The sequence below is a fragment of the Mycolicibacterium smegmatis genome (assembly GCF_001457595.1).
In the GTDB taxonomy this organism is placed as follows: domain Bacteria; phylum Actinomycetota; class Actinomycetes; order Mycobacteriales; family Mycobacteriaceae; genus Mycobacterium; species Mycobacterium smegmatis.
Genome location: NZ_LN831039.1, coordinates 1,902,919 through 1,928,451 on the forward strand (window position 1 = coordinate 1,902,919; position 25,533 = coordinate 1,928,451).

Sequence of the window (25,533 nt, forward strand, 5' to 3'; positions counted from 1 at the left end):
GCGCCTGACTACGAACCGAGTTCGGCCAGTTGGGGAACCGCCGGCGCCATCCCGTCGATCCAGGCCGCGGGGGATCCGGTGGTCGGTATGACAATCGCGGTGTGCACACCCAGTTTCGCGTAATCGGCCATGCTGCGGACGAATTCGTCACGCGTCTCGGGCGTCGGACGCGGATCGTTGTTGGCTATGATCGTCACCCGGATCTGGTCGAAGTCCCGGCCTACGGTGTCGCAGTGCCGTTTCAGGACGTCGATCTTGTGCCCGACCTCGTCGACCGACGACGCGAAAAGGTTGCACGCGTCTCCGTATTGGGCCACCAATCGCAGTGTCTTGCGTTCACCGCTGCCGCCGATCATCACCTTGGGCCGGTTGATGGGCTGCGGTGAACACAGGGTTTCCGCCAACTGGTAGTACTTGCCGTCGTACGGCCCGTTGTCGGCCGGGTCCCACATCTGCGCGCAGATCTGCAGCGTCTCCTCCAACCGCTCGAAGCGCTCGGCGAGCGGGGGGAACGGCACACCGAGTCCCACGTGTTCGCGCTCGAACCACGCCGCGCCGACGCCCAGAACCGCACGGCCACCCGAGAGTACGTCGAGCGTGGTGACGATCTTTGCCAGCAGGCCTGGGTGGCGGTAGGTGACACCGGTGACCAGGAGGCCCAACGGCACCGTCTCGGTATGCGCGGCGAGGTAACCCAGCGTGGTGTAGCCCTCGAGCATGTGTGCCTCGGCGGGCAGGCCCGTCGGCTCGATCTGGAAGAAATGGTCCATGAACGACAACCAGCTCGCACCGGCCGCCTCGGCGGACTCACCTACACGCGCGAGTTCACCGGCGATCGCGGTGGTGCCGCCGTCGATGTCGAAGATCGGAATGTGAAAACCAAGGTCCATGGGTCCTAGAACCGGTGTGGTCCACGTCGCATTCCCGTCAGATCGGCGGCACTGCCGGTGGGTCGATCAGGGATCGGTCGCCGTCGTAGCCGTTGAGCAGAGCGCCCGAGACGTCGTCGTGTGGGGCGCCCATCCGCAGCGCGCTCGCCTTGTCCAGACGCTGATAGTGGCGGATGTCCAGGTCGACAGGCCGCAGATACTCGGACAGGTGCTCCACGATGCGCGGTCCCAGGATCGGGATCAGCGCCGTCGAGGCCAGTGCGGCTCGGTAGCGCAGCCACTCCAGGGCGACCCCGGCCGCGGTTTGTCCGGTCTCGTCGGCGATCGCGAGGACCTCGTCGATCACCGCGGTCTGCTGGGAGTCCTTCTCGACGGCGCGGCCTGCCGCACTGAGCCGACCGGTCTCGCCCCGGCGATATTTGCCGGTGAGGAGCCCACCGGCAAGGGGCGAGTAGAGCAGGACGCCGAGGCCGTATGCCTCGGCCATCGGGAGCAGTTCCCGGTCGGCGGAGCGCTCGGCCAGGCTGTACTCGGTCTCGATGCAGATCGGCCGGGGCATGCCCAGCAGGTCCGCGCGGGCGGCGGCGCCCGCGATGCGCCAGGCCGGGAAGTTGGAGAACCCGCCGTACCGGATCTTGCCGGACCGCACCAGGTCCTCGAATCCCGCCATGATCTCCTCGGCCGGGGTGATCTGGTCGGGAAAGTGGGGCATGAAAACGTCGACGTAGTCGGTGTTGAGGCGTCGCAGGCTCGCTTCCAGCGAGCGCATCATGGTTTTGCGGCCGTTGCCCGTGGTCCCGGGACGTGGTGTCCTCGCGTTCGGGTTCTCTCCCGAATACTTCGTCACCACGACGTAGTCGTCGCGGTCCCGGCCCATGAGGTCACCGAGAAGCGCCTCGGCGCGACCGTCTTGATAGACATTCGACGTGGCGAACGCGGTGCCGCCGGCCTCGACGAACGCCTCGAACACCGCCCGCGCGTCGTCATCGCCGCCGGGCGCGCCGAAACGCGCTGTTCGCAGGGCATACTCCGATACGCGCAATCCGGTGTGCCTGCCGAGTGTTCGGTATCGCATTGAGTGGAGAACGTCAGCGGGCGTGAAATCGTTCCGTCGCGGCGGGGGCAACGGTTCGGAGGATCGGGCATAAACTCCGGTTGTGACAATCGGTTTGATCTGCGCACTGCCGCAGGAACTGGCCCATCTGCGCGACCTCATGGGCGACGTCGACGTTGTTCACCACGCGCACACGACTTTCGAGGCCGGGACGCTCGACGGGCGTGAGGTGGTGGTTGCCGGCACGGGCATGGGCAAGGTCAACGCCGCGCTCGTGACGACCCTGCTGATCCACGGTTTCGGTTGCCGCACAACCGTTTTCTCGGGTGTCGCGGGTGGCTTGGACCCGGATCTGAACGTCGGGGACGTCATCGTGGCCGAGCGGGTGGTCCAGCATGATGCGGGCCTGATCGAGAACGAACAGCTGCAGACCTACCAGGCCGGCCACGTCCCGTTCATCAATCCCACCGACCGCCTCGGCTATGACGTCGACCCGGCCTTGCTCGGCAAGGTCAGGGCTGCGCTTGAGGATCTTCACCTGCCTGGGCTGTCGACGCGTGCGGGTGGGCAGGGCCGCCCGGCTCAGATCGCCTACGGCACAGTTCTTTCAGGTGACCAGTACCTGCATTCTGCGCCGACCCGGGACCGGTTGCACGCCCAGTTCGGAGGCCGTGCCGTCGAGATGGAGGGCGGTGCGGTGGCCCAGGTCGCCGAGGCGTTCGGTGCGGATTGGCTGGTGATCCGGGCACTGTCGGATCTCGCCGGTGAGGATTCCCGGTTCGAGTTCGACCAGTTCGCCGGCGAGGTCGCCGCCGCATCCTGTGCGGTGCTGCGCACGTTGCTGCCCGTGCTCTGAGCGTCCCGTCTGAATGCATCGCTGTCCACAGACGTTCCAAACCTGCAGAAGTTCGTGACCCCCGACACGAAAGGTCTTCTGTGAGAACCTCTGTGAAGTTACTGTCAACCTCGCTGCTCGCCATCCTCGCCGTGGGATCCCCGGCGATCGCGCACGCGACCCCGCCGAAGGGGGTGAGCGCCACTGTGCTGTCCAAGCAGACGGTGGACGGCAAGGACTACATCGTCAGTGACATCACGATCCAGCCGGGTGGCAGCACCGGATGGCACACCCACGAGGGACTGATCTACGGCATCGTCAAGACCGGTGTGCTCACGCATTACGGATCGGACTGCAAGCAGGACGGCGAATTCGGTCCCGGCACGCCCATCACCGATCCCACCGGTGCCGATCACGTCCACATCGGACGCAACGAGGGCTCGGCGCCTCTGGTGCTCGAGGTCACCTACGTCGACCCGGCGGGCGCCCCGACGTCGGACAGCACGCCCAGTCCGGGGTGCAACTTCGACTGAGCGGCGCCGCGCTCAGCCCTCGGGATAGAACAGGAACAACACGCAGCCCTCTTTCGACTGCGGAACGTGCCAGGAACCGGCAGGTGCGTGCAGGAACGTGCCGGCCGGATAATCGTTCACACCGTCGTTGAACACACCCGAGACGACGTAGACCTCCTCGGGTCCCGGGTTGTGGTGATCCTCCTTGCCCCAGACGGCGCCGGGCGCGATCTCGGTGATGACGGCCTTGGCGCCGTTGTCGCCCTCCCACAGGAGCTTGATCGTGATGCCCGGAAACGGTTCTCTGGCCGGCACGTCACCCGAGAAGACCCAGGTGTACCCGGGGGCATTCGGGCCGAACTGCGAGATGTCGCCTTTCGATGTGGTCATGTCAAGCGCAACCTGATCCCACGAGCGACTATTTCCGGTCGCCGCAGTCAGGACGCCGTTTGGCACACGGGGCACCAATAGGTGACGCGCTCACCACCGCGATCGGTCTGGATCAACGTGCCGCAGCGGCGGCACGGTTCACCGGCGCGGCCGTACACCCACAGCTGGCGGCCGTTGCGGGTGTCACCGGTGGTGGTGCGGTTCCAGCGGGAGCGGTTGAGCCACAACATGTCCCTCGCGTGTTGCACGACGCGCAGCGGATCCTTCAGGGTGCCGACCGGTGCGGTGGGCAGGCGGCCGAACACGAAACACAACTCGTTGCAGTAGACATTGCCGACCCCTGCCATCACCCGCTGGTCGAGCAGGGCCTGCGCCAGCGGACGGTCCGGGTCGGCCGCGAGATTGTCCGCAGCGACGCGCGGTTCCCAGTCCGGCCCCAGCAGGTCCGGGCCCAGGTAGGCGACGGCGTCCATGTCGGTACCGCGGTCGAGGACCTCCAGGATCCCCAGGTCGATGCCGATCGCGCGGGTGTCGGCGGTCTCCAGCACGATGCGGATGCGATGGGGCGCGACCTTGGTGTGCCCGATCCGCCAGGCGCCCTCCATCTTGAGGTGCGAGTGGATGCTTGCCGATCCGGCACGGATGAACAGATGTTTGCCGCGGCTGAGCACCTCGTCGACCACCGCACCGCTCAGATCCACCGTGGCGTAGCGCGGCACCCGCACATCGCACCGCGTGAGCGTCTTGCCTTCCAGGGCGGCGCGCAATGCTGCCGCGGTGTGGAACACGGTGTCGCCTTCGGGCATGCCTAACGCAACCTCAGCCCGCGCGGGGTGCGTGACAGCCCGGCGCCCAGCAGGGCGTCCTGCACGACGGCACGCTCGGCGTCCACGTCGGGGTCGAGAACCGCGACGCCGTTGATCCGTTCGACGAGCAGTGACGGGATCCGGCCCGCGCTCACCAGATCGGTGAGCGCACCGGCGGCAGCCCGCTGGGCGTCCGCGTCGGCGCCGAAGCTCAGCAGCGACCGGCCGCCGCGTTCGAGGAACCACACCAACCGCCCGTCCACCAGCGCCACCAGCGCACCGGCCTTGCGGCCCGGGCGGTGTGCCTCGGAATCGGTCGGCCAACCGAGCGCGGCGCCGTACGGGTTGGCGGGATCGGTCGCCGCGAGCACCACGGCGTGATACTCGGGCCGCTCGGGGTCGACGTTGTCGAGATAGGACCGCAGACGGTCGACGGTCGATGCGACCGCGAACTGGGCACCGCCCAGCGACTCCACGAAGTAGCCGCGCTGACACCGGCCCGCATCCTCGAACGCGCTGAGCACCTTGTACAGCGTGGCGAACCCGCCGGGCACCCCTTCGGCGCCCACCGCGCCCTTGGTGAGCACGCCGTGGCGGCCCAGCAGCAACTCGGCCTGGAAGTGGGCGCGCACGGTCGAATCCGGTTCGGCGGCAGGCAGTGCCGACCACCGCCCCGACACGGTCGGATCGGTGCCGCGGGTCTGGGCGTGCGCCACGCTGTAGCGGCTCAACCGCGGCGGCCGTTGGCGCTGCCGGTGTGCGGGCGCGCCCGACCGTCGCGGCCCAGACAGCACGGCACGCACCGGTGCGAACGTGTCGCCGGTGACCCAACCGGCCCAGATGAGTTCCCACAGCGCCTGTTTGAGTTCCTGGCCCGCGGTCCCCTCGACGGTGCCGTCGGTGAGCTGGCGGAAGAAATACGCGCCACCGTGGCCGAGGGTTTCCAGGATCACGCGATGCGTGTCGGTGAACTCGATCTCGGCACCGTGCGTCAGCGTCAACGGCGCGGTGTCGGCCAGGTGGAACGCGACCCATCCGTCGCCGTTGCCGATCTGGCCCGCACCCGACCACATCACCTCACCCGAGGCGAGCAGTTCGTCGAGCATCGCGGGCTGGTAGTCACGCACGCGCTGGGGGAACACCAGCGATTCGACCGCAGAGGCCGGGATCGGCACACCGGCAAGTTGTTCGATCACGGTGGCGAGCCCGTCGACGCCCGTGGTGTTGGTCGATCCGACATGCTGCCAGGACGGGAGGAACCGTGCGTAGGCGTCGGTGCTGACCGGTTCCACCTGTGCGCGCAGCGCCGCGAGCGACCTGCGGCGCAGGATCTTGAGGACCTGCGCGTCGCACCACTGTTCACCGCTGAGGTCGGCGGCGAATTCGCCGCGGATCAACCGTCCGTCGACAGCCATGCGGCTCAACACATCCGACGCGACGCGCACGCCGAGGCCGAAGCGTGCGGCGGTCTGCTCGGTGGTGAACGGGCCACGGGTGCGCGCGTAGCGGCCGATCAGATCACCGAGCGGATCCGACGCCGACTCGGTGAACGCGGCCGGCACACCCACCGGCACCGGCACACCGATACCGTCACGCAGCAGCCCGATGTCCTCGACGGCGGCCCACCAGGTCTGACCCGCGTACGTGACGGGCAGTGCCCGTTTGGCGGCGTGCAGCCCGTCGAGCCAGGCGCCGATGTTGTCGGCGGTGCAGCGCTGGGCGATGTCGGCCTCGGTGAGGGGACCGAGCAGTCGCAGCAGATCCGCCACGCCCTCGGCGTCGCGCGCGGCGCGCTCGGGCGTGAGGTGTTGCAGCTGTGCGGAAGTCGAGGCGACCACGGCCGGATCGAGCAGCTCACGCAGCTCGACGCGGCCGAGCAGTTCGGACAGCAGCACGGTGTCGAGCGCCAGTGCCGCGGCGCGTCGTTCGGCCAGCGGGCTGTCACCTTCGTACATGAACGCCCCGACGTACCCGAACAGCAGCGACGCCGCGAACGGCGACGGAGTCGCGGTCTCGACCTCGACGATCCGCAGGCGCCGCTGCGCGATCTTGTGCATGAGTTCGATGAGGGCGGGCACGTCGTAGACGTCCTGCAGGCACTCACGCACGGCCTCCAGCACGATCGGGAAATCCGGGTACTTGCGCGCGATGTCGAGCAGTTGCGCGGCCCGTTGCCGCTGGTGCCACAGCGGCGAGCGTTTCCCCGGGTGCCTGCGCGGTAGCAGCAGGGCCCTGGCCGCGCACTCGCGGAACCGTGACGCGAACAGCGCGGACCCGCCCACCTCCGCGGTCACGATCGGCTCGATCTCGTCGGCGTCGAACACGAACAGATCTGCGCCGGGCGGCGTGTCACCACTGTCGGGCAGCCGGACGATGATGCCGTCGTCGGATGCCGTGGGCTTCTCGTCGATGCCGTAGCGTTCCCGTAACCGCCGGCCGACCGCGAGTGCCAACGGGCCGTGCACGCGAAGGCCGTACGGCGAGTGCAGGATCACCCGCCAGTCGCCGAGTTCGTCGCGGAACCGTTCGACGACGAATGTGGTGTCGCTGGGTACCACACCGGTGGCCTCGCGCTGTTCGCGCAGCAACTGGTGCAGGTTGTCGGTCGCGTAGCCCGCGAAACCCATTTTCTGGCAACGCTTGTCGAAAGCCTTGCGGTCCAGGCTCGCGAGCTCACCGGTGAACGCGCCGACCGCGGCACCCAGTTCGGCCGGGCGGCCCACGCTGTCGCCGCGCCAGAAGGGCAACCGTGCGGGCTGGCCCGGCGCCGGGATCACCAGCACCCGGTCGTGCGTGATCTCGGTGATGCGCCAACTGGTCGCGCCAAGCGAGATCACATCGCCGGGCCGGGATTCGTAGACCATCTCCTCGTCGAGTTCACCTACGCGGGAAGGCTTTTCGGTCTCGGAGGCCAGGTATACGGTGAACATGCCGCGATCCGGGATCGCGCCGCCCGAGGTCACCGCGAGCCGCTGCGCGCCGGGGCGAGCGGTCAGTGTGCCCGTGTCACGGTCGTAGACCAGGCGGGGCCGCAACTCGGCGAACTCGGTCGACGGGTACTTGCCCGACAACAGGTCCAGGGTGGCCTCGAATGCGCTGCGCGGCAGCGTCGCGAACGGTGCGCTGCGGCGCACGGCGTCGAACCAGGCGTCGGCGTCGACCGGTTCCAGCGCGGCAACCGCGACGGTGTGCTGGGCCAGCACGTCGAGCGGGTTGGCGGGCACCCGCAGGGTCTCGATGTCGCCGGTCTGCATGCGCTGCACGGTGACCGCGCATCCGATCAGATCCGTGCGGTGCTTGGGGAACAGCACGCCCTGGGAGATCTCACCGACCTGGTGGCCGGCGCGGCCCACGCGTTGCAGACCGCTCGCCACCGAAGGCGGCGCCTCGACCTGGATCACCAGATCGACCGCACCCATGTCGATCCCGAGTTCCAGGCTCGACGTCGCGACGACGGCGCGCAGCCTGCCGCTCTTGAGGTCGTCCTCGACCTGGGCCCGCTGCTCCTTGCTGACCGAGCCGTGGTGAGCGCGCGCGAGCAGCGGCGGGGCCCCGTTGGCCTGCCCGCTGCCCATGAGATGCGCCGGCGCCCCGCCGCCGACCTCCGGATTGGGCCCGGCGGGCAGTTCGATGCCGCTGCGCTCGGCGTGGATCTCGTTGAGCCGCGAGGTCAGCCGCTCGGCGAGACGCCGCGAGTTGGCGAACACGATCGACGAATTGTGCGCCTCGACGAGGTCGACGATGCGTTCCTCGACGTCGGGCCAGATCGAGTTGTTGTCCAGATTCGCCATGTCGGGCACCGGCACCTGCACCGACAAATCGAAAGTCTTGGCCGCGGGCGGGCAGACGATCGTGGTGGGGGCCTGCCCGGACAGGAACCGCGCGACCTCCTCGGGCGGGCGGACCGTGGCCGACAACCCGATGCGCTGCGCCGGTGTGTCGAGGAGCTGGTCAAGACGCTCCAAAGACAACGCGAGGTGCGCGCCGCGCTTGGTGGCGGCCACCGCGTGCACCTCGTCGACGATGACCGTGCGCACCGAGGTGAGCGTCTCGCGGGCCGCCGAGGTCAGCATGAGGAACAGCGATTCGGGCGTCGTGATCAGGACGTCCGGGGGGTTGGCGATCATCGCACGGCGCTGGTTGGGCGGGGTGTCGCCGGAACGTACACCGACCGTGATGGACGGCGCGGGCAGTCCGTGCCGCTCGGCGACGCGGGTGATGCCGGTCAACGGGGTGCGCAGGTTCCGTTCGACGTCGACGGCCAGCGCCTTGAGCGGGGACACGTAGAGCACCTGCGTGCCCTGTGACGGTTCCCGGGCGGGATCGGCGAGACGGTCGATCGCCCACAGGAACGCGGCCAGGGTCTTGCCCGACCCCGTCGGGGCGATGACCAGCGTGTTGTTGCCTTCGGAGATTGCGGACCACGCGTCGGCCTGCGCGGGTGTGGGCGCTGCGAACGCGGTGGTGAACCACTCCCGGGTCAGCGCGCTGAACCGGCCCAGCGGATCAGCCCCATTGGTGGTCATCTAGCCATGGTGCACCCGGGCACCGACAAGGAACATGTCTGTTCGCGGCCGGCGGATCACATCAGTCGGCTTTGCCCTGGCTCCTGGCCTCGGCGCCGCTCTGCTCGGCGTCGAAGGAATCGTCGCCCGCGGCCCGTCCGACGAAGCGCCCGCCCTCCCGCGAGGTGGCGACGTTCTCATCGGAGTCGACATCTTCTTCGGACCTGTCGTCCGTGTCTTCGGGGTGCTCGGCCATGGGCTGGTACTACCCGGCGAACACCGTGGTGAAACCGGGCTTGAGCTGCGGCCGACCGGGGTACTTTCAGGGCATCGGCAGGTTGTCCCGCACGATGCGCACGTATAGGTCCGCACATGGAGTGGTTCACGGCATCCGACTACTGGCTGGCACGGATGGTGTTGCAGCGGGGGATCGCGGCGCTCTACGTCGTCGCGTTCGTCGCGGCGGCGCTGCAGTTCCGGGCACTGCTGGGCGAGCGCGGCCTGTTGCCGATCCCGCGGTTTCTGGCGCGTAGCTCGTTCCGCAATTCGCCGAGCATCTTCCACCTCCACTACTCCGACCGGTTCTTCGCCGCGGTCTGCTGGACCGGCGCCGCGGTCGCGGCCGCCATGGTGCTGGGCGCAGGGGACCGGTTGCCGCTGTGGGCCGCGATGCTGGTGTGGGTGCTCCTGTGGGTGCTGTACCTGTCGATCGTCAACGTGGGACAGGCCTGGTACTCGTTCGGATGGGAGTCGCTGCTGCTGGAGGCAGGCACGCTCGCGGTGTTCCTCGGCAACGACGACGTGGCGCCGCCGCTACTGGTGCTGTGGCTCGTGCGGTGGCTGCTGTTCCGCGTCGAGTTCGGCGCCGGGATGATCAAGATGCGCGGCGACCGCTGCTGGCGTGATCTGACGTGCCTGTACTACCACCACGAGACCCAGCCGATGCCCGGCCCGCTCAGCTGGTTCTTCCACCACCTGCCCAAGCCGCTGCACCGCGTCGAGGTGGCGGGCAACCACGTGGCGCAACTGGTGATCCCGTTCCTGCTGTTCGCCCCGCAGCCGGTCGCGAGCACTGCGGCCGCGGTTGTCATCGTCACGCAGCTGTGGCTCGTGGCCTCAGGGAACTTCGCGTGGCTCAACTGGATCACGATCGTCCTGGCGTGCGGGGTGGTGTCGGATACGGCGCTTTCCGCCGTGGTCGGGGTGTCGGCGGCGCCCGATGTGGGTGACCCGCCGGTGTGGTACGTGGCCGCGGTGGTCGCGTTCACCGCGATGGTGGTGTCGTTGAGCTTCTGGCCGCTGCGCAACCTGGTCACAAAGCGGCAGCGGATGAACATGTCCTACAACCGGTATCACCTGGTGAACTCGTACGGCGCGTTCGGCGTGGTCGGCCGCACACGCGACGAGGTGGTGATCGAGGGGACCGACGAGCCGACGATCAACGACGAGACGACGTGGCGTGAGTACGAGTTCAAGGGCAAGCCGGGGGACGTGCGACGCCTGCCGCGTCAGTTCGCGCCGTATCACCTGCGCCTGGACTGGCTGATGTGGTTCGCGGCGATCTCACCGACCTATGCGCATCCGTGGCTGCGGACGTTTCTGGAACGGCTGCTCGAAGGCGACCGGGCGACGCTGAAGCTGTTGCGCACCAACCCGTTTCCCGGTGAACCGCCGCGGTATGTGCGGGCACGGCTGTACCGGTACCGCTACAGCACGTGGGACGAACTGCGCCGCGACCACGTGTGGTGGCAGCGCACGCTGCTGGGCGACTATGTGCCGCCGGTGACGCTACGTGCCGGGCACGGCAGTGCCGCGCAGTGACCGCTGGTAGCGCCGCATCCCGGCGATCCAGCGGTCGTAGTCGGAACCCTTGCGGCGGTACAGGTCGAGTACGTGCGGGTGGGGCAGGACGAGGAACCGCCCGGCCTGTACGGCCTCGACGGTCACGGTTGCCACATCCTGCGGCGTGATCACGTCACCGGACTGCACGATCGACTCGGCGCCGACGAGGGCATCGGTCTCGGCCGAGTTGCGCACGGCATGCAGCAGCGGGGTGTCCACCCCCAGCGGGCACACGCAACTCACGCCGACGCCGTCGTCGCCGTAGGTGATCGCGAGCCACTCGGCGAAGCCCACCGCGGCGTGCTTGGTGACGGCGTAGCCGGCCGCGCCGATCTGCGAGAGCAGACCGGCGGCCGAGGCCACCGACACGAAATACCCGCGCCCGCGCGAGATCCACTGCGGCACCAGGACATCGGCGGCCCGTATGTGCGCCCGCAGGTTCACCGCGAGGATGCGGTCCCACTCCTCGTCGGTGCCCAGACCCGACGCGCCGATGATCCCCGCGTTGGCGACGTAGATGTCGACCGGGCCGAACTCGGTGCGGGTGAGCGCCTCGATGTCGGCTGTGGCGGAGGCGTCCGCGCGCACCGCCACGGCGTTCCCGCCCGCCGACTCGATCCGTGCCGCGGTGGCTGCGGCGCCCGGTTCGTCGAGGTCGGCGACGACGACGCGGGCGCCCGCGGCCGCGAACGCCTCTGCCAGCGCCGCGCCGATGCCCGAACCGCCGCCGGTGACCACGGCGGTCGTGCCGTCGATGTCCATGTGCCTCTTTCTACCCGAGTTCCTACCCGGGGCCGGTGCTACCCGAAGTGCACGCCTTGCGCCAGCGGCAACTCCGAGGAGTAGTTGACGGTGTTGGTGGCGCGGCGCATGTAGGCCTTCCACGCGTCCGAACCCGACTCGCGCCCACCACCGGTCTGCTTCTCGCCGCCGAACGCGCCGCCGATTTCGGCGCCCGACGTGCCGATGTTGACGTTGGCGATGCCGCAGTCCGATCCGTCGGCCGCCAGGAACCGCTCGGCCTCGCGCACGTCGGTGGTGAAGATCGCCGACGAGAGCCCCTGCGGCACCGCGTTGTTGAGCGCGATCGCCTCATCGAGGTCGTCGTAGGTGAGCACGTAGAGGATCGGCGCGAAGGTCTCGTTGTGCACGATCTCGGTCTGCGCGGGCATCACCACGACCGCGGGTGCGACGTAGAACGCGCCTTCCTCGTCGCCGAGCTCGTGACGTTCACCGCCGTGGACCGTGCCGCCGTCGGCGCGGGCCTGCTCCAGCGCGCCCACCATGTCGCGGTAGGCGCGGGCGTGGATCAGCGGACCGACCAGCGTGCCCTCGGCGGACGGGTCACCGATCGGCAGGCTCTGGTACGCCGAGACGACGCGGCGCACCACCTCGTCGGCGACCGAGGAATGCACGATCAGCCTGCGCAGCGTCGTGCACCGCTGGCCCGCGGTGCCCGCGGCTGAGAACACGATCGCCCGCACGGCGAGATCGAGGTCCGCCGAGGGCGTCACGATCGCGGCGTTGTTGCCGCCGAGTTCCAGCAGCACCTTGCCGAACCTCGCCGCCACCCGCGGGCCCACCTCCCGGCCCATCCGGACCGATCCGGTCGCGCTGACCAGGGCCACCCGCGGGTCGTCGACCAGGCGTTCGCCGACCTCGCGGCCACCTTGCACCAGCCGGCTCACCGCGGCAGGCGCGCCGACGTCGGCGGCGGCCCGCTCGATGAGCGCCTGGCACGCGATCGCGGTCAGCGGCGTGAGCTCCGACGGCTTCCACACGACGGTGTCACCGCACACCAACGCGATCGCGGTGTTCCACGACCACACGGCCACGGGGAAGTTGAACGCGGTGATCACCCCGACCACGCCCAGCGGGTGCCAGGTCTCCATCAACCTGTGGCCCGGGCGCTCCGAGGCGATGGTGCGGCCGTACAACTGGCGCGACAGCCCGACGGCGAAGTCGCAGATGTCGATCATCTCCTGCACCTCGCCGAGTGCCTCCGAGGTGATCTTGCCCGCCTCGACCGTCACGAGCGTCGCGAGATCGGCCTTGTGCTCGACGAGCAGCTGGCCCAGCCGCGCCACGAGCGCACCGCGCACCGGGGCAGGCGTGGTGCGCCACACGGAAAACGCCTGGGCCGCTTCGGCGATCGCCGCGTCGGCGGCCTCGGCGGTGTGTGCGGGCAGCGTGAACAACACGTCGCCGGTGATGGGTGTGCTGGCGTGCAGGTCACCGTCGGACGCGCCGCCCGGCTCGGCGAGCGCGGTTGTCGCGCCGATCGCGTCGAGAGCACGGCGCACCCGCTGCCGCAGCTCGTCGGCCGTGGGAAGACCGGCCGCGCCGGCGCCCTGGGGTTTGTCGGTGGTGATGTTCGCAGTCATCGTTGGGCCTCTCTGGTCGGCTGTACTGGGTTGGGGCCGGGCTGGACAGGTGAACCGCTACAGTGCGGGCCATGGGCGAACCGGACGAACAGTCGTTGGATGGGATCGACCGGATTCTGGTCCGCGAACTCGTGGCAGATGGGCGGGCGACTCTGGCGCACCTCGCGGCGGCCGCCGGGCTCTCGGTGTCGGCAGTGCAGGCCCGCGTGCGACGTCTGGAATCCCGCGGTGTGGTGACCGGGTACGCGGCGCGGATCAACCCCGAAGCGCTGGGCAACATGCTTTCGGCGTTCGTCGCCATCACTCCTCTCGATCCGTCCCAACCCGATGATGCGCCTGCCCGGCTGGAGCACATCCCCGAAATCGAGTCGTGCCATTCGGTGGCGGGCGACGAGAGCTACGTCCTTCAGGTCCGGGTGGCCTCGGCGCGTGCTCTGGAGGACCTGCTGCAGCGCATCAGGACCGCGGCGAACGTCAGGACCCGCAGCACCATAATCTTGCAGACATTTTACACAGGTAGGGACTACATTCCGTAAACCTTGCGGTCTCGGGTCGCATTCACCGTAAAAATTGCGCTAACCTGGCGGCATGACCGCTCTGCTGAACACGCCTGTCTCCGGATCGTCCTCGCCGGGCGCGAGCCCAGAGCTCGCTCCTGAACTCGTTCGGGAGACACTGGCCCGCAGCATCCTGGCCGACGGTTTCGACTTCGTGCTGGACCTGGAGGAGTCCCGCGGATCGCATCTGGTCGACGCGCGGACCGGTGAGCGTTTCCTGGACATGTTCACGTTCTTCGCGTCGTCGGCGCTCGGCATGAACCATTCGGCGCTGGCCGACGATCCCGAGTTCCGCGCCGAACTGGCGCAGGCCGCGCTGAACAAGCCCAGCAACTCCGACATCTACAGCGTGCCGATGGCACGGTTCGTCGACACGTTCCGGCGGGTGCTCGGCGACCCGGCGCTGCCGCATCTGTTCTTCGTCGACGGCGGTGCGCTCGCCGTGGAGAACGCACTCAAGGTGGCGTTCGACTGGAAGAGCAGGCACAACGAGGCGCACGGGATCGACCCGGAACTGGGCACCAAGGTCCTGCACCTGCGCGGCGCGTTCCACGGCCGCAGCGGCTACACCCTGTCGCTGACCAACACCGATCCGGTCAAGGTCGCCCGCTTCCCGAAATTCGACTGGCCGCGCATCGACGCGCCCTACGTGCGTCCCGGACTCGACGACGACGCCATGGCGGCGCTGGAGGCCGAGTCGCTGCGCCAGGCGCGTGCGGCGTTCGAGGCACACCCGCACGACATCGCGTGCTTCATCGCCGAACCCATCCAGGGTGAAGGCGGGGACCGCCACTTCCGGCCCGAATTCTTCGCGGCCATGCGCGAACTGTGCGACGAGTTCGACGCGCTGCTGATCTTCGACGAGGTCCAGACGGGCTGCGGCATCACCGGAACCGCCTGGGCCTACCAGCAATTGGGTGTGATGCCCGATGTGGTCTCGTTCGGCAAGAAGACGCAGGTGTGCGGCGTGATGGCCGGGCGCCGTGTCGACGAGGTGGCCGACAACGTGTTCGCCGTGAGCTCGCGCATCAACTCCACCTGGGGCGGAAATCTGGTCGACATGGTGCGCTCGCGCCGCATCCTCGAGGTGATCGAGCGCGACGGCCTGCTGGACAATGCACGCGACATGGGCGCGTACCTGCTCGACGAGTTGCGCGTGCTGGCAACACGATTCCCGGGCGTCGTTGTCGACCCGCGCGGTCGCGGACTGATGTGCGCCTTCAGCATGCCCACGCCCGAGGACCGCGACGCCCTGATCCGCAAGCTGTGGGACCGCCACGTCATCATGCTGCCCAGCGGGGCGGATTCGGTGCGGTTCCGTCCGGCGCTGCCCGTGACGCGCGCCGAGATCGACGCGTGCCTCGACGCCGTGCGCGCCGTGCTCAGCGAGCGCTGAGCAGCGCTCACGCCCGGGACCCGTCGGCCGCGGCCCGTCGCAGGATGGACCGCAGACGCGGCATGTCGTCACCGCCGACGAGTTCGCATCCGTGCAACTCGGCGAGTTTGCGTGCGGCCGGGGTGAACTCGTTGTTGGACACCACCATGGTTCTGGTGCAGTCCTGCATCGGCGCTCCGGCCACCACCTCCTGCACCGCGCCCGCGCCCACCGGCCGGGACTGCCGCTTGCACTGGATCGCGATGCGGTGCGGACGGCGTCCGACGATGAGGTCCACACCCCAGTCCCCGCTCAGCGGGGTCATGATGACCGGCAGGCCGCACGATCTGGCGATACGCGCGACGTAGTCCTCGAACTCCAGGCCCGACATGTCCGCCGCGGTGCTCTCGCGGGGACCCGGGGTGCGCGCACCGCGCACGACGGCGAGGACGAAGCGCGGCAGTGCCGCGAGCGCGAGCGGCACCACCATGCCGATCGCCACCGTCCACGGCAGGCCGGCCCCGGCGAGATGACCCGTGAGCGCCGCGGCCAGGCCCACGGCGAGACAGAGCTTGATCCGCGTCACGTGCGCAGATGGTAGAGGTGCGGTGCGACAGGTCGCCGCGACTCACGCGGTTGTTCCCGGGTTTAGCACAAGCGGTCGCCGGGAAGTCGTCTCTCGCCGAGAGCAACGAGCCGGGAGATGTGATGGCGATCTGTGCCACCTGTGGAAACGATTACGACAAAGCCTTCACCGTGAGCTGGGAGGGGCACACCGAAGCGTTCGACAGCATCGAGTGCGCGGCCGCCCACGTGGCACCGGAATGTGCGCACTGTGGCTGCCGGATCCTCGGACACGGCCTCGAGGCAGCCGGGACGATGTTCTGCTGTGCGCACTGCGCACGCAAGGCAGGCCACTCCGAGTTGGTCGACCGCGAGGCGGTGGGCTGAGTGGTTCCCAGTCCGTTGCGAAGTCCATCCCGGTCCCTGCGGTCGCCGGACGACGCGACCGATCGCTCGCCCCACGAGAGCGTTCGGGAGGCGGTGAGGTACGGGACCGTCGCGGCCGGCATCGCCGGGGTGTTCATGGTGTTGTCCACACTCTGGCTCAGCACGTGTGTGGGTGATACGGCCGACGCCGTCGCGTGCGGCGCGCCGCAGCGGACCCTTCTGACCCTCGCGGCGCCGGGGGCCCTGCTGGCCGCCGGGATGTGGGCGCTCGCGCGCCCGCATCACACCGAGACGCCTCGTGAACACGCCCGCGCCTGGCAGGGCGCGGGTCTGGTGCTGCTGACCCTCATGGTCGTCACCCTGGCGGTCTCGCTGCGCCACCTCCCCGGGCTGGGGCAGCTGTGACCGCGCCGACGCTGAACGCTCTGGCGCTGGTGTGCAGTCTCAAACGCAGCCCCGCCGATTCCAGCAGCGATCTGATGGCCCGGCACGTGTGCGACGACCTCGGCGCGGCCGGCGTGGGCACCGAGATCCTGCGATGCGCCGACTACACGATCGAACCCGGGGTCGAGGCCGACATGGGCGGTGACGACCAGTGGCCCCAGATCCGCGAGAAGATCCTCGCCGCCGACGTACTGGTGATCTCCACACCGGTGTGGGTCGGTCACCCGTCCAGCATCACCCAGCGCGTGCTCGAGCGCCTTGACGCCGAGCTGTCCAACACCGACGACGCCGGCAGGCCCGTACTGGCGGGCAAGGTCGCACTGGTGGCCGTGGTCGGCAACGAGGACGGCGCCCACAAGACCGTGGCCGACGTGTTCCAGGCGCTCAACGACATGGGGTACAGCATCCCGGCGCAGGGATGCACCTACTGGAACGGCGAGGCCATGCAGGGCGTCGACTTCAAAGACCTCGACACTGTGCCGGATCCGGTTGCCGGTGCCACCGCGGCGGCCGCGCGCAACGCGGCGCACCTCGCGGGCCTACTCAGTACCGGCCCGTACCCGCCATACGAGTGATCGTACGAGGCAACGATATTCGCGGACATCCGGGAACATTCGGGAACTTCGGAAAGGAAAGTGACGATGGCTGACGAACCTGTCGATCATGCCAGGACCACACGACCACACGCCGGCGAGACCATGAAGGACGCCAGAAACCTGCCGGGTCTGGCGATCATCGGCGTCTCCCTCGTGGTGTTCGTGAGCAGCCTGGTCGCGTTCGCGACCGACCACATGAGCATCGGAGGAATGCTGGTGGGGTTGGCCGCGGTCGGTGCAGTGGTGGGCGGGGCCTGGCTGGCCACCGAGCACTACCGCGTCCGCAAGAACGAAGAGCGTTGGTACGCAAATCATCCCGGGATCATGCGGCAGCACCCCAGCTGACCGGTGCAAGAGAGCGCGAAAAGATGGCCCAGCCGAAATCGGCTGGGCCATCTGCGTATTGCGCCGCATCAGGGTCGCTGTTCGGACTCCTGCCGCTTCTCGGCTGCCTTTGCCCCGGCACGGGCCGATTCGGCCTCGGCTTCCTTCTTGGCGGCGGCCTGCTGGGCATCGGCCTTGTCCTGCTGGGCCTTGCCTTCCCGAACCATGTCGTCACGGCCGGTCACGGTGCCGACGGCTTCCTTGGCCTTGCCCTTGACGTCCTCGACGGCGCCCTTGATGCCTTCTTCGGGTCCAGAATTCTTCTCGGTCATGGTTACCTTTCCGCTGCCGCGAGTGGATTGGTTGTTCATTGACGCGTCTTCGCGCTTCCTACTGATGCCCGGTATTCCGGGTCCCGAAACGTGATCGGAAACGCGGCCCTGTGCATCGCCCGAGGTCGGAAGGTTTGCCGGTCCACCAGATGGGTACCAAACGAGCCAGGTGATCGAAAGGACTCTCAATGAAGAAGTCAAGCCGCCGCGATGTTTGGGGGTGATTCAGGTTGCCAGGTCCGGTTGTCGCGGATGAGGGCGTAGAGAACGTTGGTGCGCCGTCGTGCCAGGCAGATGGTGGCGGGGATCGGCCGCTTTCCTTCGTCTCGTTTGCGCTGGTAGTAGGCCTTGGAATCTGGGTCGCAGCGGATCGCGGTCAACGCCGACATGTACATGGCTCGGCGCAGTCGGCGACTGTAGCGCTTGGGGGTGTGCAGTCGTTCGGTGCGCTTTCTGGAGTCTCGAGACACTGGTGCCAGGCCGGCCCAGGCCGCGAGTTGGTCAGCCGATCCGATCAGTGCGGGATCACCGACGGCAGCGAGGAGTTCGGCGCCGAGTCGAAATCCCATGCCGGGCATACTGGTGATCACCTCGGCGAGTGGATGGCGGCGAAATCGGCCCTCGATGTCGGCGTCGGTGGTCTTGATGCGGTCATCGAGGGCAATCACCTCCCGTGCCAGATCAGCGACCAACCCGGCGGCCACCTCTTCGCCGGGCAGACGCACCGTCTGGGTTTTCACCGCGGCCACCGCAGCCCCCGCGATCGAGGCGGCGTTGCGCACACCGGCATCGGTCAAGACTTTGGTCAGCCGCGAAACACCGCTTTGCCGAATCGCTTTGGGACGCTGGTAGCGCGCCAGCAATACCACCCAGCCACGGTCTTGGCTCAGTTGGGCGGCTCGTTCCAGGGCCGGGCAGACCGCGACGAGTTGTTGGCGCAGCCGGTTTATTGTGCGGGTGCGGTCGGCCACGAGGTCGGCGCGATGGCCGGTGAGCATCCGCAACTCGCTGATCAAGTCATCATTGGGATGCAGAACGGGCAAGTCCTGCCCGCGCATCCGCGACTGGTCGGCGATCACCCGTGCATCTTTGGCGTCGGTTTTGGCCTCCCCACCGCGGTAGGTCGCCGAGGCCTGCCACACCGCCCGGCCGGCCAGGTACCGGACCGTTTTGCCAGCGTCGGCCAGCACCGTCAACAACAGGGCGGCATACACCGTGGTCAGGTCCACCGCCCACAACACTCGCTCGGCCAGCTCGTCGATTTCAGCCACGAGCTCTCGGATCGGTTGCTCATCGTTAACCAACCGGCGCGACAACACCACCTTCCCGCTGTCGTCGACCACACATACCCAGTGATGCTCTTTACCGACATCCACTCCAGCCCACACCTGGCCCGCCGCCATCACACCTCTTTTCGCTTGTCTGCCAACATGATCCCCAAGGACAACCCCGCCAGCATTTCCTTAAACAAGCGATCACATCGCAGATCTCAATCAGCGGCCAGAGAAGTCCAGGCAGGCCGGGCGGCCAGTCCTTTCAAGCCGCACCAAGGGGCCGGCAACACACACCACAGCCACACCCGACCCACCCGGGTCACAGCCCAACGTAACTGCCTCAACAACACGAAGAAACTGCAACTACGAACTTAAGGACTCACATGCTCGCTATCGCCGCTGAAGGTGTCTACCGTCCGCAAGAAGACTCGCAGTTGCTCATCGATGCGCTGGAACGCAGTGGCGAGGTACCCGGCCGCCGCGTTCTCGATCTGTGTACGGGAAGCGGGGTTGTGGCGATCGCCGCCGCACACCTGGGTGCCGAACACGTGACCGCGCTGGACATCTGCCCGCGTGCCGTGGAATACGCCACGGCCAACGCCGCGGCGGCAGCAGCCGACGTGGACGTGAAGCTCGGCACCTGGAACGAGGCGCTCAACTGGGAGCCCTTCGATCTGGTCGTGTGCAACCCGCCGTACGTGCCCACCAGTCCTGCGGTCGATCCCGGCAGCGTGGCGCCGTGGGCCGGGCCCGCGACCGCCTGGGACGGCGGCGCGGACGGACGTATGATCCTCGACCCGCTGTGCGACGTGGCGGGTGCGATGCTCGCCGAGGGCGGCTCTCTGTTCCTCGTGCAGTCGGAATTCTCGGGTGTCGAGGAGTCCCTGACCCGCCTGAGCTGGAGCGGTCTCAAGACCGAGGTCGTCGTCACGCAGTCGATCCCGTGGGGTCCCGTGGTGACCGCCCAGGCGGAATGGCTGCGCGAAACCGGCCGGCTGCACGATGGTCGCGACGACGAGGTGCTGGTGGTCATCCGAGCGGACAAGCCATGACCGCGCAGCGCAGGACCGTACAGATCACCGACCGCGGCCCAATGCTGGTCGAAGGCCCGGTGTGCATCGAACTGCCCGACGGGTCGAAGGTCGAATCGGACCGGTTCATGGTCGCGGTGTGCACATGCCGCCGCTCCAAGACCTACCCGTTGTGCGACACGAGCCACCGCAAGCGGGTGAGGCCGGACAAGACGGCCAGACAGACCGCGTGAGCGGCAGCCACCGACAAACGATTTCGCCCCCACCGTCACGGTGGGGGCGAAATCGTCTGTGAATGATGACAGTGCGCCGTGTCAGTCGTCCAGGGGCCTGGTGAGCGAGCTGCGCTCGGCCGTCCAGCTCTTCATCAGATGATCGGCCAGGCGGTCTTCCAACGCGTCGAACGCGCGGATGCCGAACACCACGTCGGCGTCGAGTTCGGGTTCGCGCTCGACGAGGTCGCCGATCACGTTGAGCCGCACCACCTGTTCGTGCACGGCGTCGGCCTCCACGTGCTCGGCGTAGAACCGCACACACGGCTCGGGGGCACCGAGGCGCTTCAGCGCGGCCGTCAGCCGCTGCGATCCCGGAGACGAGGTGATCTCGGTTGCCGCGAAATGCCCGGCAGCGGCCCCGCGGAGTTTGCGGTGCAGCCCGAACATCGACATCAGGTTCACCAGCGCGAGGGACTCGGCGGGTACGTGTCCGATGTAGCCGAGGTAGGTGGTGTCCAGGCCGGCCGCCTCCATCAGGTCGGCGAAGAGCTGCTGGTGCAGGTGGTTGCCGTGGCCGGCCCCGTATTCGTCGTACTCGATCGCCACAAACGACGCCTTCGCCTGACCGCCGATCCTGGGGATCAGCCACGCGTGCGGGTCACCCTCCTTGAGGTGATACAGCGAACGGTGTACGAAGTACTCCCGCATCTGCTCCCACGTGCCGTGGTCGCGCAGGAAGTAGGACGGCCCGGTGCCGTCCACCGGCTCGACGGACAACCGCTCCATCTCACTGGCTGCGGTGACGTCGGGCGGGATGGTGCCGATCTCCTTACGAACGGCCTCGAGGAAGACGCGTTCGAGCTGAGAGCGCAAGTGCAGGAGTCCGGCGCTCCACTCCCAGTCGGGGTCGACGCCGTCGAACCCGCGGTAGTGCAGTTCGTAACAGACGTACAGCGCGAGTTGGATGTCCAGCCCCAGGGGGTCGGCGTCACGCAGCGGAACCCACACGGGTTCGAGGTGATTGTGCGGTGCACGGCCTTTGAGCTCGGATATCACCGCGGCCGATATGCGGCCCTGGGCGTCGGGAAGCGGCGGTTGCAGGGTGGTCGGGATAGTCATCATATTGCCCCCAGGATTCCCATTTGTGCCTGCGGTAAACCTCAAACGCGTCCTGGGCCTGGCGTTTTGCTGTGCGTTGATTGTGGTGCTCCTGGTCGTGTCGCGAACCGCGGCGGCGTTGGACAGTGGTATCTCACGGGCGTCGATGCCTCGTGGATTGTGCGGAAGAGAAACGAAGAAGCTGGGCACAGAATAGTTCCGGACCGCCGTCCGCATCCGGAAATGGGACGACGGCCCGGAACCAACCTGGTGTGCCGGATCAGTTCAGGGTGCCCGGGGCGCCGGTCCCCTCGCCGTTGGTCGCGCGCAACGTGGTCTGGCGGCCGAGTGCGACGCCGAGACCGATCATGAGCACCGCGAGCGCGAAGTGCAGCCAGTTGTCAGCGGAGTTCACCGGGACGAAGTTGGCCGAGCTGTGCGGATCGATCACGAGACCGTACAGCCACAACACCGCGTAGATGATGCCGCCGACGATCAGGTAGAGGCGGGCCGACGAAGGCTTACGCGCCATGGCCAGACCGGCGACACCGAACGCCAGGTGGACCAGGTTGTGCAGGACCGACACCGCGAAGATGCCCAGCAGCATGGCCTCGGAGTGGTGACTCGCGAACGTGAGGTCACCGTAGTTGGAGGTCAGGCCCGGGATGAAGCCCGCGATGCCGACCAGGAGGAAGACCGCTCCCACGATGAGCGCCGCCCACTGAAGGGGCGACCGGGCGGAGGTCCCGGGCCTCGTGGCGTGTGTTGAACTCATTGCTGACCTTCCCTTGATGTGGCCTCTGATGTGGCCTCGATGTACTTGCCGGCCATGGCGCCGGCATGCCGATCGACTACCCGGGCCGCCTTTCGGCGAAACTCCGTCGAGAACCTCGGCAGGCGTGCTGACCATCATGTTTGGTGCTCCGACCCGGGGGTAGCCCGCTGCGCATGAATAACGGTGGACACCGGTTGCACGGTGCGCAGGCCCTTGCCACGTTGGTCGATCTCGGGTTCCCGGCGATCGCGTCGGGCGTGATCGCACGACGGCCTCCTGTGCTCGGGCTGCTCGAGCGGATGCAAGCCGACGAACGCGCAGGCAAGAGAATGCGCCGGCTGCGCAGCGAGTTCGGCCGGGGTCCCGTCGAACTGGTGATACCGGGTCGACGCATCGTGGTGGTGACCGATCCCGAGGATGTCGGCGCGGTGCTGGCGCAGGCACCCGAGCCCTTCCACCCCGCCAACCGGGAGAAGCGCAAGGCCCTGCAGTGGTTCCAGCCGCACGGTGTCCTGATCTCTCAGGGCCCGATCCGCGAGCAGCGACGCGCGGTCAACGAGGCCGCACTGGACTCGGGTGCCGCGATGCACCGGTTGGCGGAATCGTTCGCGGCGAAGATCGCCGCCGAGGCGGACACTCTGGTCGCCAGGACCCTGCCGGGCCATCTCCTGGATGCCGACGAGTTCATGACCGCGTGGTGGCGGTTGGTCCGCCGGCTGACGCTGGGGGAGCGGGCCCGCGACGACCACGCGATCACCGACCAACTCGCGCGGCTGCGCCGAGCGGGCAACTGGTCGTTTCTGTCACTCCCGCACTACCGGGCACGTTCGCGGTTCTTGTCCCACCTCTACCGCTACGCCGAAGACCCCGAACCGGGCACGCTGGTCGGTGCGCTCGCCGACGTCCCGGCGAGCGGCGCGGTCGACCCCGTGGGTCAGATACCGCAGTGGCTCTTCGCCTTCGACGCGGCGGGCATGGCGTTGCTGCGGGCGCTCGCGGTACTGGCGACCCATCCATTGCAGCGCGATCGCGCGCTGGAGGACGCCGGCGAGCCGAACCGGCCGCTGCTGCGGCCCTACCTTCGAGGTTGTCTGCTCGAGTCGGTGCGGTTGTGGCCCACCACGCCGGCCATCCTGCGCGACACCACCGAGGACACCCACTGGCGTGACGGCGCCGAGCGCTTCACGGTTACCAAGGGTGCGGGCCTGCTGATCGTGGCGCCCGCGTTCCACCGCGACGACCAGGTGCTGCCCTTCGCGCACGACTTCGTTCCCGAGATCTGGATCGACGGTCGGGCCCAGCTCTATCCGCAACTCGTCCCCTTCTCGGCGGGGCCCGCCGAATGCCCCGGGCGCAACCTGGTGCTGTTCACCACGAGCACGCTGGCGGCGAATCTGTTGAACCGCTTGCACTTCGAAGTTCGGTCCGAGCCGCGGCCGGTGGCGGGCGAACCGTTGCCGATGACGTTCAACCACGCGGGCATCGAGTTCTCCCTGCGTCCCGCGCGGCGCGCGGTCACGGCGGCGACCGCGGATCCGGTGACGTGACGGGCGACGTGACAGGCGACGCGGACATCGGCTACGGCGAACGGCGTGGAACGGCGATGCGCGCCAGGTCATCCGCCACCACGAGCTCCCCGTCGTAAACCTCGGCCGCCTCCTCGAAGTGACGTTGCGTATCGCCGTAGCGTTGTGAGAAATGGGTCAGCACGAGTTTCCTCACGTGACACTCTGCTGCCACGCGCGCGGCCTGACGTGCGGTCAGGTGGCCGTATTTCAATGCGAGACCGGCATGTTCGTTGAGGAATGTCGACTCGATCACCAACATGTCGGTGTCCTCTGCGAGCGCGTACACCGCGTCGCACAACCGGGTGTCCATCACGAAGGCGAACCGCTGCCCGGGCCGGGGCTCGCTGACCTGGGCGAGGTGCACAACCTCGGGGCCTGGGCCCGTGTCCGTGCTCACCCGGATCGTTCCCTCGCGCTGCAACTCTCCGACGGCCGGTCCGTGAATCCCATACAGCGCCAGCAGATCTGAGCGCATGCGCCGAGAGTCGGGTTCGGTCAACCGATAGCCGATCGAATCGACGGAATGATCGAGCCTGCGCGCTTCAAGGGTTCCGAACGCACCGAAGGCGACCGGTCCGTCCGCCTCCACCGGATGTTCCCGGACGTCGACGGTGTCGTGGAACGCGCTTGCGTTGCGCAAACGGTTGAAGAACTCCTGCCCCGAGGCGGGGTAGTGGGCCGCGACCGGATGCGCGACGTGATCGAGCGACATGCGTTGCACGATGCCCGGAACCCCGAGGCAGTGATCGCCGTGGAAGTGGGTCAGGCACAGGTGCGTGACCGAACTCGCCGAGACACCCGCCAGCAGCATCTGGCGTTGGGTGCCCTCGCCGGGATCGAACAGGAAGCCCTCGTCGTCCCAGCGCAACAGGTATCCGTTGTGATTGCGCAGCCGTGTCGGAACTTGGCTCGCGGTACCGAGGACGACCAGCTCGCGCATCGACACCCCTTCGACACTACGGCTCTGCCGGGGCCTACCAGCGCCCTGGCGCGGCCATCTTGGATCAGCCGCCGAGGTTCGCCACGGCGGCCTCCAACTTGGCGGCCTCTTCTTCGAGTTCGTGGTCGGAGAGATCCGCGCCCCGGTCGCCACCCGATCTGCCCAGATCGGAGCGAGTGGCCACCTGCAGGGCCCCGCGGTACTCGTCGGTCTCGAGTTCGGTCGCCGGGATCACGGCGGTGCGTCCCTGTATGAGAACCAGGACAGCGTCAGGCGCGTCGGCCTCCAGCAGTCGGCGCACGTCGTCCGCGGAGATCGTCATGTCGGTGCTCCTCACCTGGGAATTCAGCCGGATCGGTTCGGTTGCGGGCCCTGGGGACCCGCTCAGGTATGCCCGTTTCCCGCGCGCTCGAAGCGCACCCCCGGGTTTTGCATCGACGCTCCCGGGGTAGCCCGAAGGGCAAGTCCGGCCTGCCCGGTGCGGACCGAAGATGATTCTGGGCGCCGCCGAAGGGAGCAGTAAATGGGCGACACCGCGAAAGATCCGGTGGACCATGCACGAACGACGAGGCCGCACGCCGGCGAGACGCTGAAGGACACCACCAACATCCCCGCGTTGATCCTGTTGTTCCTGGGCGGTGTGTCCTTCGTGTCGTGTCTGTTCGCGTTCAGCACGAGCCATGAGACGGTCGGTATCGTCCTCGCGGTCGTTGCGGCCCTGTTGTTCGTGGTCAGTGGTTCGTGGCTGGTGATCGAGCACCGGAGGGTGACCCGTAAGGAACGCCAGTGGAATGCCGCCCACCCGGAGGTGCACCAGAGCCGGCCCTGACCGGGA

At 68.0% G+C, this 25,533-nt stretch carries 28 protein-coding genes; 13 read left to right on the forward strand and 15 right to left on the reverse strand.

The annotated features are described in order from the left end of the window. Positions 1–8: 8 nt before the first annotated feature. Together AT701_RS08945 and AT701_RS08950 are read right to left on the reverse strand one after the other, a co-directional pair. Positions 9–890 (reverse strand): LLM class F420-dependent oxidoreductase, encoded by an 882-nt coding sequence (locus tag AT701_RS08945; RefSeq protein WP_058125689.1) that lies wholly within the window; start codon positions 888–890, stop codon positions 9–11. Between the two features lie 37 nt (positions 891–927). After that, positions 928–1,965, reverse strand: a complete 1,038-nt coding sequence (locus AT701_RS08950; protein WP_058125690.1) for an aldo/keto reductase — start codon at positions 1,963–1,965, stop codon at positions 928–930. An 82-nt stretch (positions 1,966–2,047) separates the two neighbouring features. On the opposite strand from AT701_RS08950, the gene AT701_RS08955 reads away from it, so the two are divergent. Both AT701_RS08955 and AT701_RS08960 read left to right on the forward strand, forming a co-directional pair. Further along, positions 2,048–2,800 carry a 5'-methylthioadenosine/adenosylhomocysteine nucleosidase gene (locus AT701_RS08955; RefSeq protein WP_058125691.1) on the forward strand — a complete coding sequence of 251 codons (753 nt, stop codon included), beginning with the start codon at positions 2,048–2,050 and terminating at the stop codon, positions 2,798–2,800. A gap of 92 nt (positions 2,801–2,892) precedes the next feature. Then, complete coding sequence (locus tag AT701_RS08960) at positions 2,893–3,312, forward strand: cupin domain-containing protein (RefSeq protein ID WP_223495460.1); 420 nt, start codon at positions 2,893–2,895, stop codon at positions 3,310–3,312. 12 nt (positions 3,313–3,324) lie between these two features. On the opposite strand, the gene AT701_RS08965 is transcribed toward AT701_RS08960, so the two are convergent. From AT701_RS08965 to AT701_RS35235, 4 genes are all read right to left on the reverse strand, one after another. Next, entirely contained in the window at positions 3,325–3,681 is a 357-nt protein-coding gene (locus AT701_RS08965) for a cupin domain-containing protein (RefSeq protein WP_003893138.1), read from the reverse strand. A 47-nt stretch (positions 3,682–3,728) separates the two neighbouring features. Further along, positions 3,729–4,487: an endonuclease VIII Nei2 gene (gene nei2 / locus AT701_RS08970; protein ID WP_058125692.1), complete on the reverse strand. Its 759-nt coding sequence runs from the start codon at positions 4,485–4,487 to the stop codon at positions 3,729–3,731. Between the two features lie 2 nt (positions 4,488–4,489). Then, positions 4,490–9,013 carry an ATP-dependent helicase gene (locus AT701_RS08975; protein WP_058125693.1) on the reverse strand — a complete coding sequence of 1,508 codons (4,524 nt, stop codon included), beginning with the start codon at positions 9,011–9,013 and terminating at the stop codon, positions 4,490–4,492. Positions 9,014–9,074: 61 nt separating this feature from the next. After that, a complete protein-coding gene (locus AT701_RS35235; RefSeq protein WP_003893141.1) occupies positions 9,075–9,248 on the reverse strand; it encodes a hypothetical protein in 174 nt (57 codons plus the stop codon). A gap of 116 nt (positions 9,249–9,364) precedes the next feature. On the opposite strand from AT701_RS35235, the gene AT701_RS08985 reads away from it, so the two are divergent. After that, complete coding sequence (locus AT701_RS08985) at positions 9,365–10,813, forward strand: lipase maturation factor family protein (protein WP_003893142.1); 1,449 nt, start codon at positions 9,365–9,367, stop codon at positions 10,811–10,813. Here AT701_RS08985 and AT701_RS08990 read toward each other — a convergent pair. Both AT701_RS08990 and amaB read right to left on the reverse strand, forming a co-directional pair. Further along, the gene (locus tag AT701_RS08990) at positions 10,781–11,596 is read right to left on the reverse strand and encodes an SDR family NAD(P)-dependent oxidoreductase (RefSeq protein WP_003893143.1); all 816 of its coding nucleotides are present in this window, start codon (positions 11,594–11,596) and stop codon (positions 10,781–10,783) included. The two genes, AT701_RS08985 and AT701_RS08990, sit on opposite strands and share 33 nt — an antisense overlap. Before the next feature lie 38 nt (positions 11,597–11,634). Beyond that, positions 11,635–13,218 carry an L-piperidine-6-carboxylate dehydrogenase gene (amaB, locus tag AT701_RS08995; protein ID WP_011727883.1) on the reverse strand — a complete coding sequence of 528 codons (1,584 nt, stop codon included), beginning with the start codon at positions 13,216–13,218 and terminating at the stop codon, positions 11,635–11,637. A 71-nt stretch (positions 13,219–13,289) separates the two neighbouring features. Here amaB and AT701_RS09000 point away from each other — a divergent pair, with 71 nt between their 5' ends. Next, the gene (locus AT701_RS09000; protein WP_014877187.1) at positions 13,290–13,754 is read left to right on the forward strand and encodes an Lrp/AsnC family transcriptional regulator; all 465 of its coding nucleotides are present in this window, start codon (positions 13,290–13,292) and stop codon (positions 13,752–13,754) included. 52 nt (positions 13,755–13,806) lie between these two features. Continuing rightward, on the forward strand, positions 13,807–15,171 hold the full coding sequence (gene lat / locus AT701_RS09005; protein WP_003893146.1) for an L-lysine 6-transaminase: 1,365 nt from the start codon (positions 13,807–13,809) through the stop codon (positions 15,169–15,171). A 7-nt stretch (positions 15,172–15,178) separates the two neighbouring features. On the opposite strand, the gene AT701_RS09010 is transcribed toward lat, so the two are convergent. After that, on the reverse strand, positions 15,179–15,736 hold the full coding sequence (locus AT701_RS09010) for a restriction endonuclease (RefSeq protein ID WP_174519576.1): 558 nt from the start codon (positions 15,734–15,736) through the stop codon (positions 15,179–15,181). 122 nt (positions 15,737–15,858) lie between these two features. On the opposite strand from AT701_RS09010, the gene AT701_RS09015 reads away from it, so the two are divergent. The 4 genes from AT701_RS09015 (at position 15,859) to usfY (AT701_RS09030) (ending at position 17,486) form a co-directional block, all read left to right on the forward strand. Further along, positions 15,859–16,101, forward strand: coding sequence for a metallothionein (locus tag AT701_RS09015; protein WP_014877189.1), 243 nt, complete (start codon positions 15,859–15,861; stop codon positions 16,099–16,101). Positions 16,102–16,194: 93 nt separating this feature from the next. Then, positions 16,195–16,506, forward strand: a complete 312-nt coding sequence (locus AT701_RS09020; RefSeq protein ID WP_003893149.1) for a hypothetical protein — start codon at positions 16,195–16,197, stop codon at positions 16,504–16,506. Further along, positions 16,503–17,120, forward strand: a complete 618-nt coding sequence (locus AT701_RS09025; RefSeq protein WP_058125694.1) for a flavodoxin family protein — start codon at positions 16,503–16,505, stop codon at positions 17,118–17,120. Before AT701_RS09020 ends, AT701_RS09025 begins: the two co-directional genes overlap by 4 nt. Before the next feature lie 66 nt (positions 17,121–17,186). Then, entirely contained in the window at positions 17,187–17,486 is a 300-nt protein-coding gene (usfY, locus tag AT701_RS09030) for a protein UsfY (protein WP_003893151.1), read from the forward strand. Positions 17,487–17,554: 68 nt separating this feature from the next. Here the strand turns inward: usfY (AT701_RS09030) and mbp1 are convergent, their stop codons facing one another. Together mbp1 and AT701_RS09040 are read right to left on the reverse strand one after the other, a co-directional pair. Next, positions 17,555–17,797, reverse strand: coding sequence for a microaggregate-binding protein 1 (mbp1, locus tag AT701_RS09035; protein WP_036452878.1), 243 nt, complete (start codon positions 17,795–17,797; stop codon positions 17,555–17,557). 197 nt (positions 17,798–17,994) lie between these two features. Continuing rightward, entirely contained in the window at positions 17,995–19,200 is a 1,206-nt protein-coding gene (locus AT701_RS09040) for an IS110 family RNA-guided transposase (RefSeq protein WP_058125695.1), read from the reverse strand. Between the two features lie 254 nt (positions 19,201–19,454). Here AT701_RS09040 and AT701_RS09045 point away from each other — a divergent pair, with 254 nt between their 5' ends. After that, entirely contained in the window at positions 19,455–20,123 is a 669-nt protein-coding gene (locus AT701_RS09045) for a HemK2/MTQ2 family protein methyltransferase (protein ID WP_003893154.1), read from the forward strand. Beyond that, positions 20,120–20,335 carry a CDGSH iron-sulfur domain-containing protein gene (locus AT701_RS09050; RefSeq protein ID WP_003893155.1) on the forward strand — a complete coding sequence of 72 codons (216 nt, stop codon included), beginning with the start codon at positions 20,120–20,122 and terminating at the stop codon, positions 20,333–20,335. Before AT701_RS09045 ends, AT701_RS09050 begins: the two co-directional genes overlap by 4 nt. Positions 20,336–20,416: 81 nt before the next feature. Here the strand turns inward: AT701_RS09050 and AT701_RS09055 are convergent, their stop codons facing one another. Further along, positions 20,417–21,439 (reverse strand): iron-containing redox enzyme family protein, encoded by a 1,023-nt coding sequence (locus tag AT701_RS09055; RefSeq protein ID WP_003893156.1) that lies wholly within the window; start codon positions 21,437–21,439, stop codon positions 20,417–20,419. A gap of 256 nt (positions 21,440–21,695) precedes the next feature. Next, positions 21,696–22,190, reverse strand: coding sequence for a DUF4383 domain-containing protein (locus AT701_RS09060; RefSeq protein ID WP_036452880.1), 495 nt, complete (start codon positions 22,188–22,190; stop codon positions 21,696–21,698). Positions 22,191–22,363: 173 nt separating this feature from the next. On the opposite strand from AT701_RS09060, the gene AT701_RS09065 reads away from it, so the two are divergent. Continuing rightward, positions 22,364–23,737 (forward strand): cytochrome P450, encoded by a 1,374-nt coding sequence (locus tag AT701_RS09065; RefSeq protein WP_058125696.1) that lies wholly within the window; start codon positions 22,364–22,366, stop codon positions 23,735–23,737. A gap of 31 nt (positions 23,738–23,768) precedes the next feature. Here the strand turns inward: AT701_RS09065 and AT701_RS09070 are convergent, their stop codons facing one another. Further along, complete coding sequence (locus AT701_RS09070; protein WP_058125697.1) at positions 23,769–24,704, reverse strand: ribonuclease Z; 936 nt, start codon at positions 24,702–24,704, stop codon at positions 23,769–23,771. A gap of 58 nt (positions 24,705–24,762) precedes the next feature. Beyond that, positions 24,763–25,020, reverse strand: a complete 258-nt coding sequence (locus tag AT701_RS09075; protein WP_036452886.1) for a hypothetical protein — start codon at positions 25,018–25,020, stop codon at positions 24,763–24,765. A 201-nt stretch (positions 25,021–25,221) separates the two neighbouring features. On the opposite strand from AT701_RS09075, the gene usfY (AT701_RS09080) reads away from it, so the two are divergent. Then, complete coding sequence (gene usfY / locus AT701_RS09080) at positions 25,222–25,527, forward strand: protein UsfY (RefSeq protein ID WP_003893161.1); 306 nt, start codon at positions 25,222–25,224, stop codon at positions 25,525–25,527. The last annotated feature ends 6 nt before the right edge of the window (positions 25,528–25,533 follow it).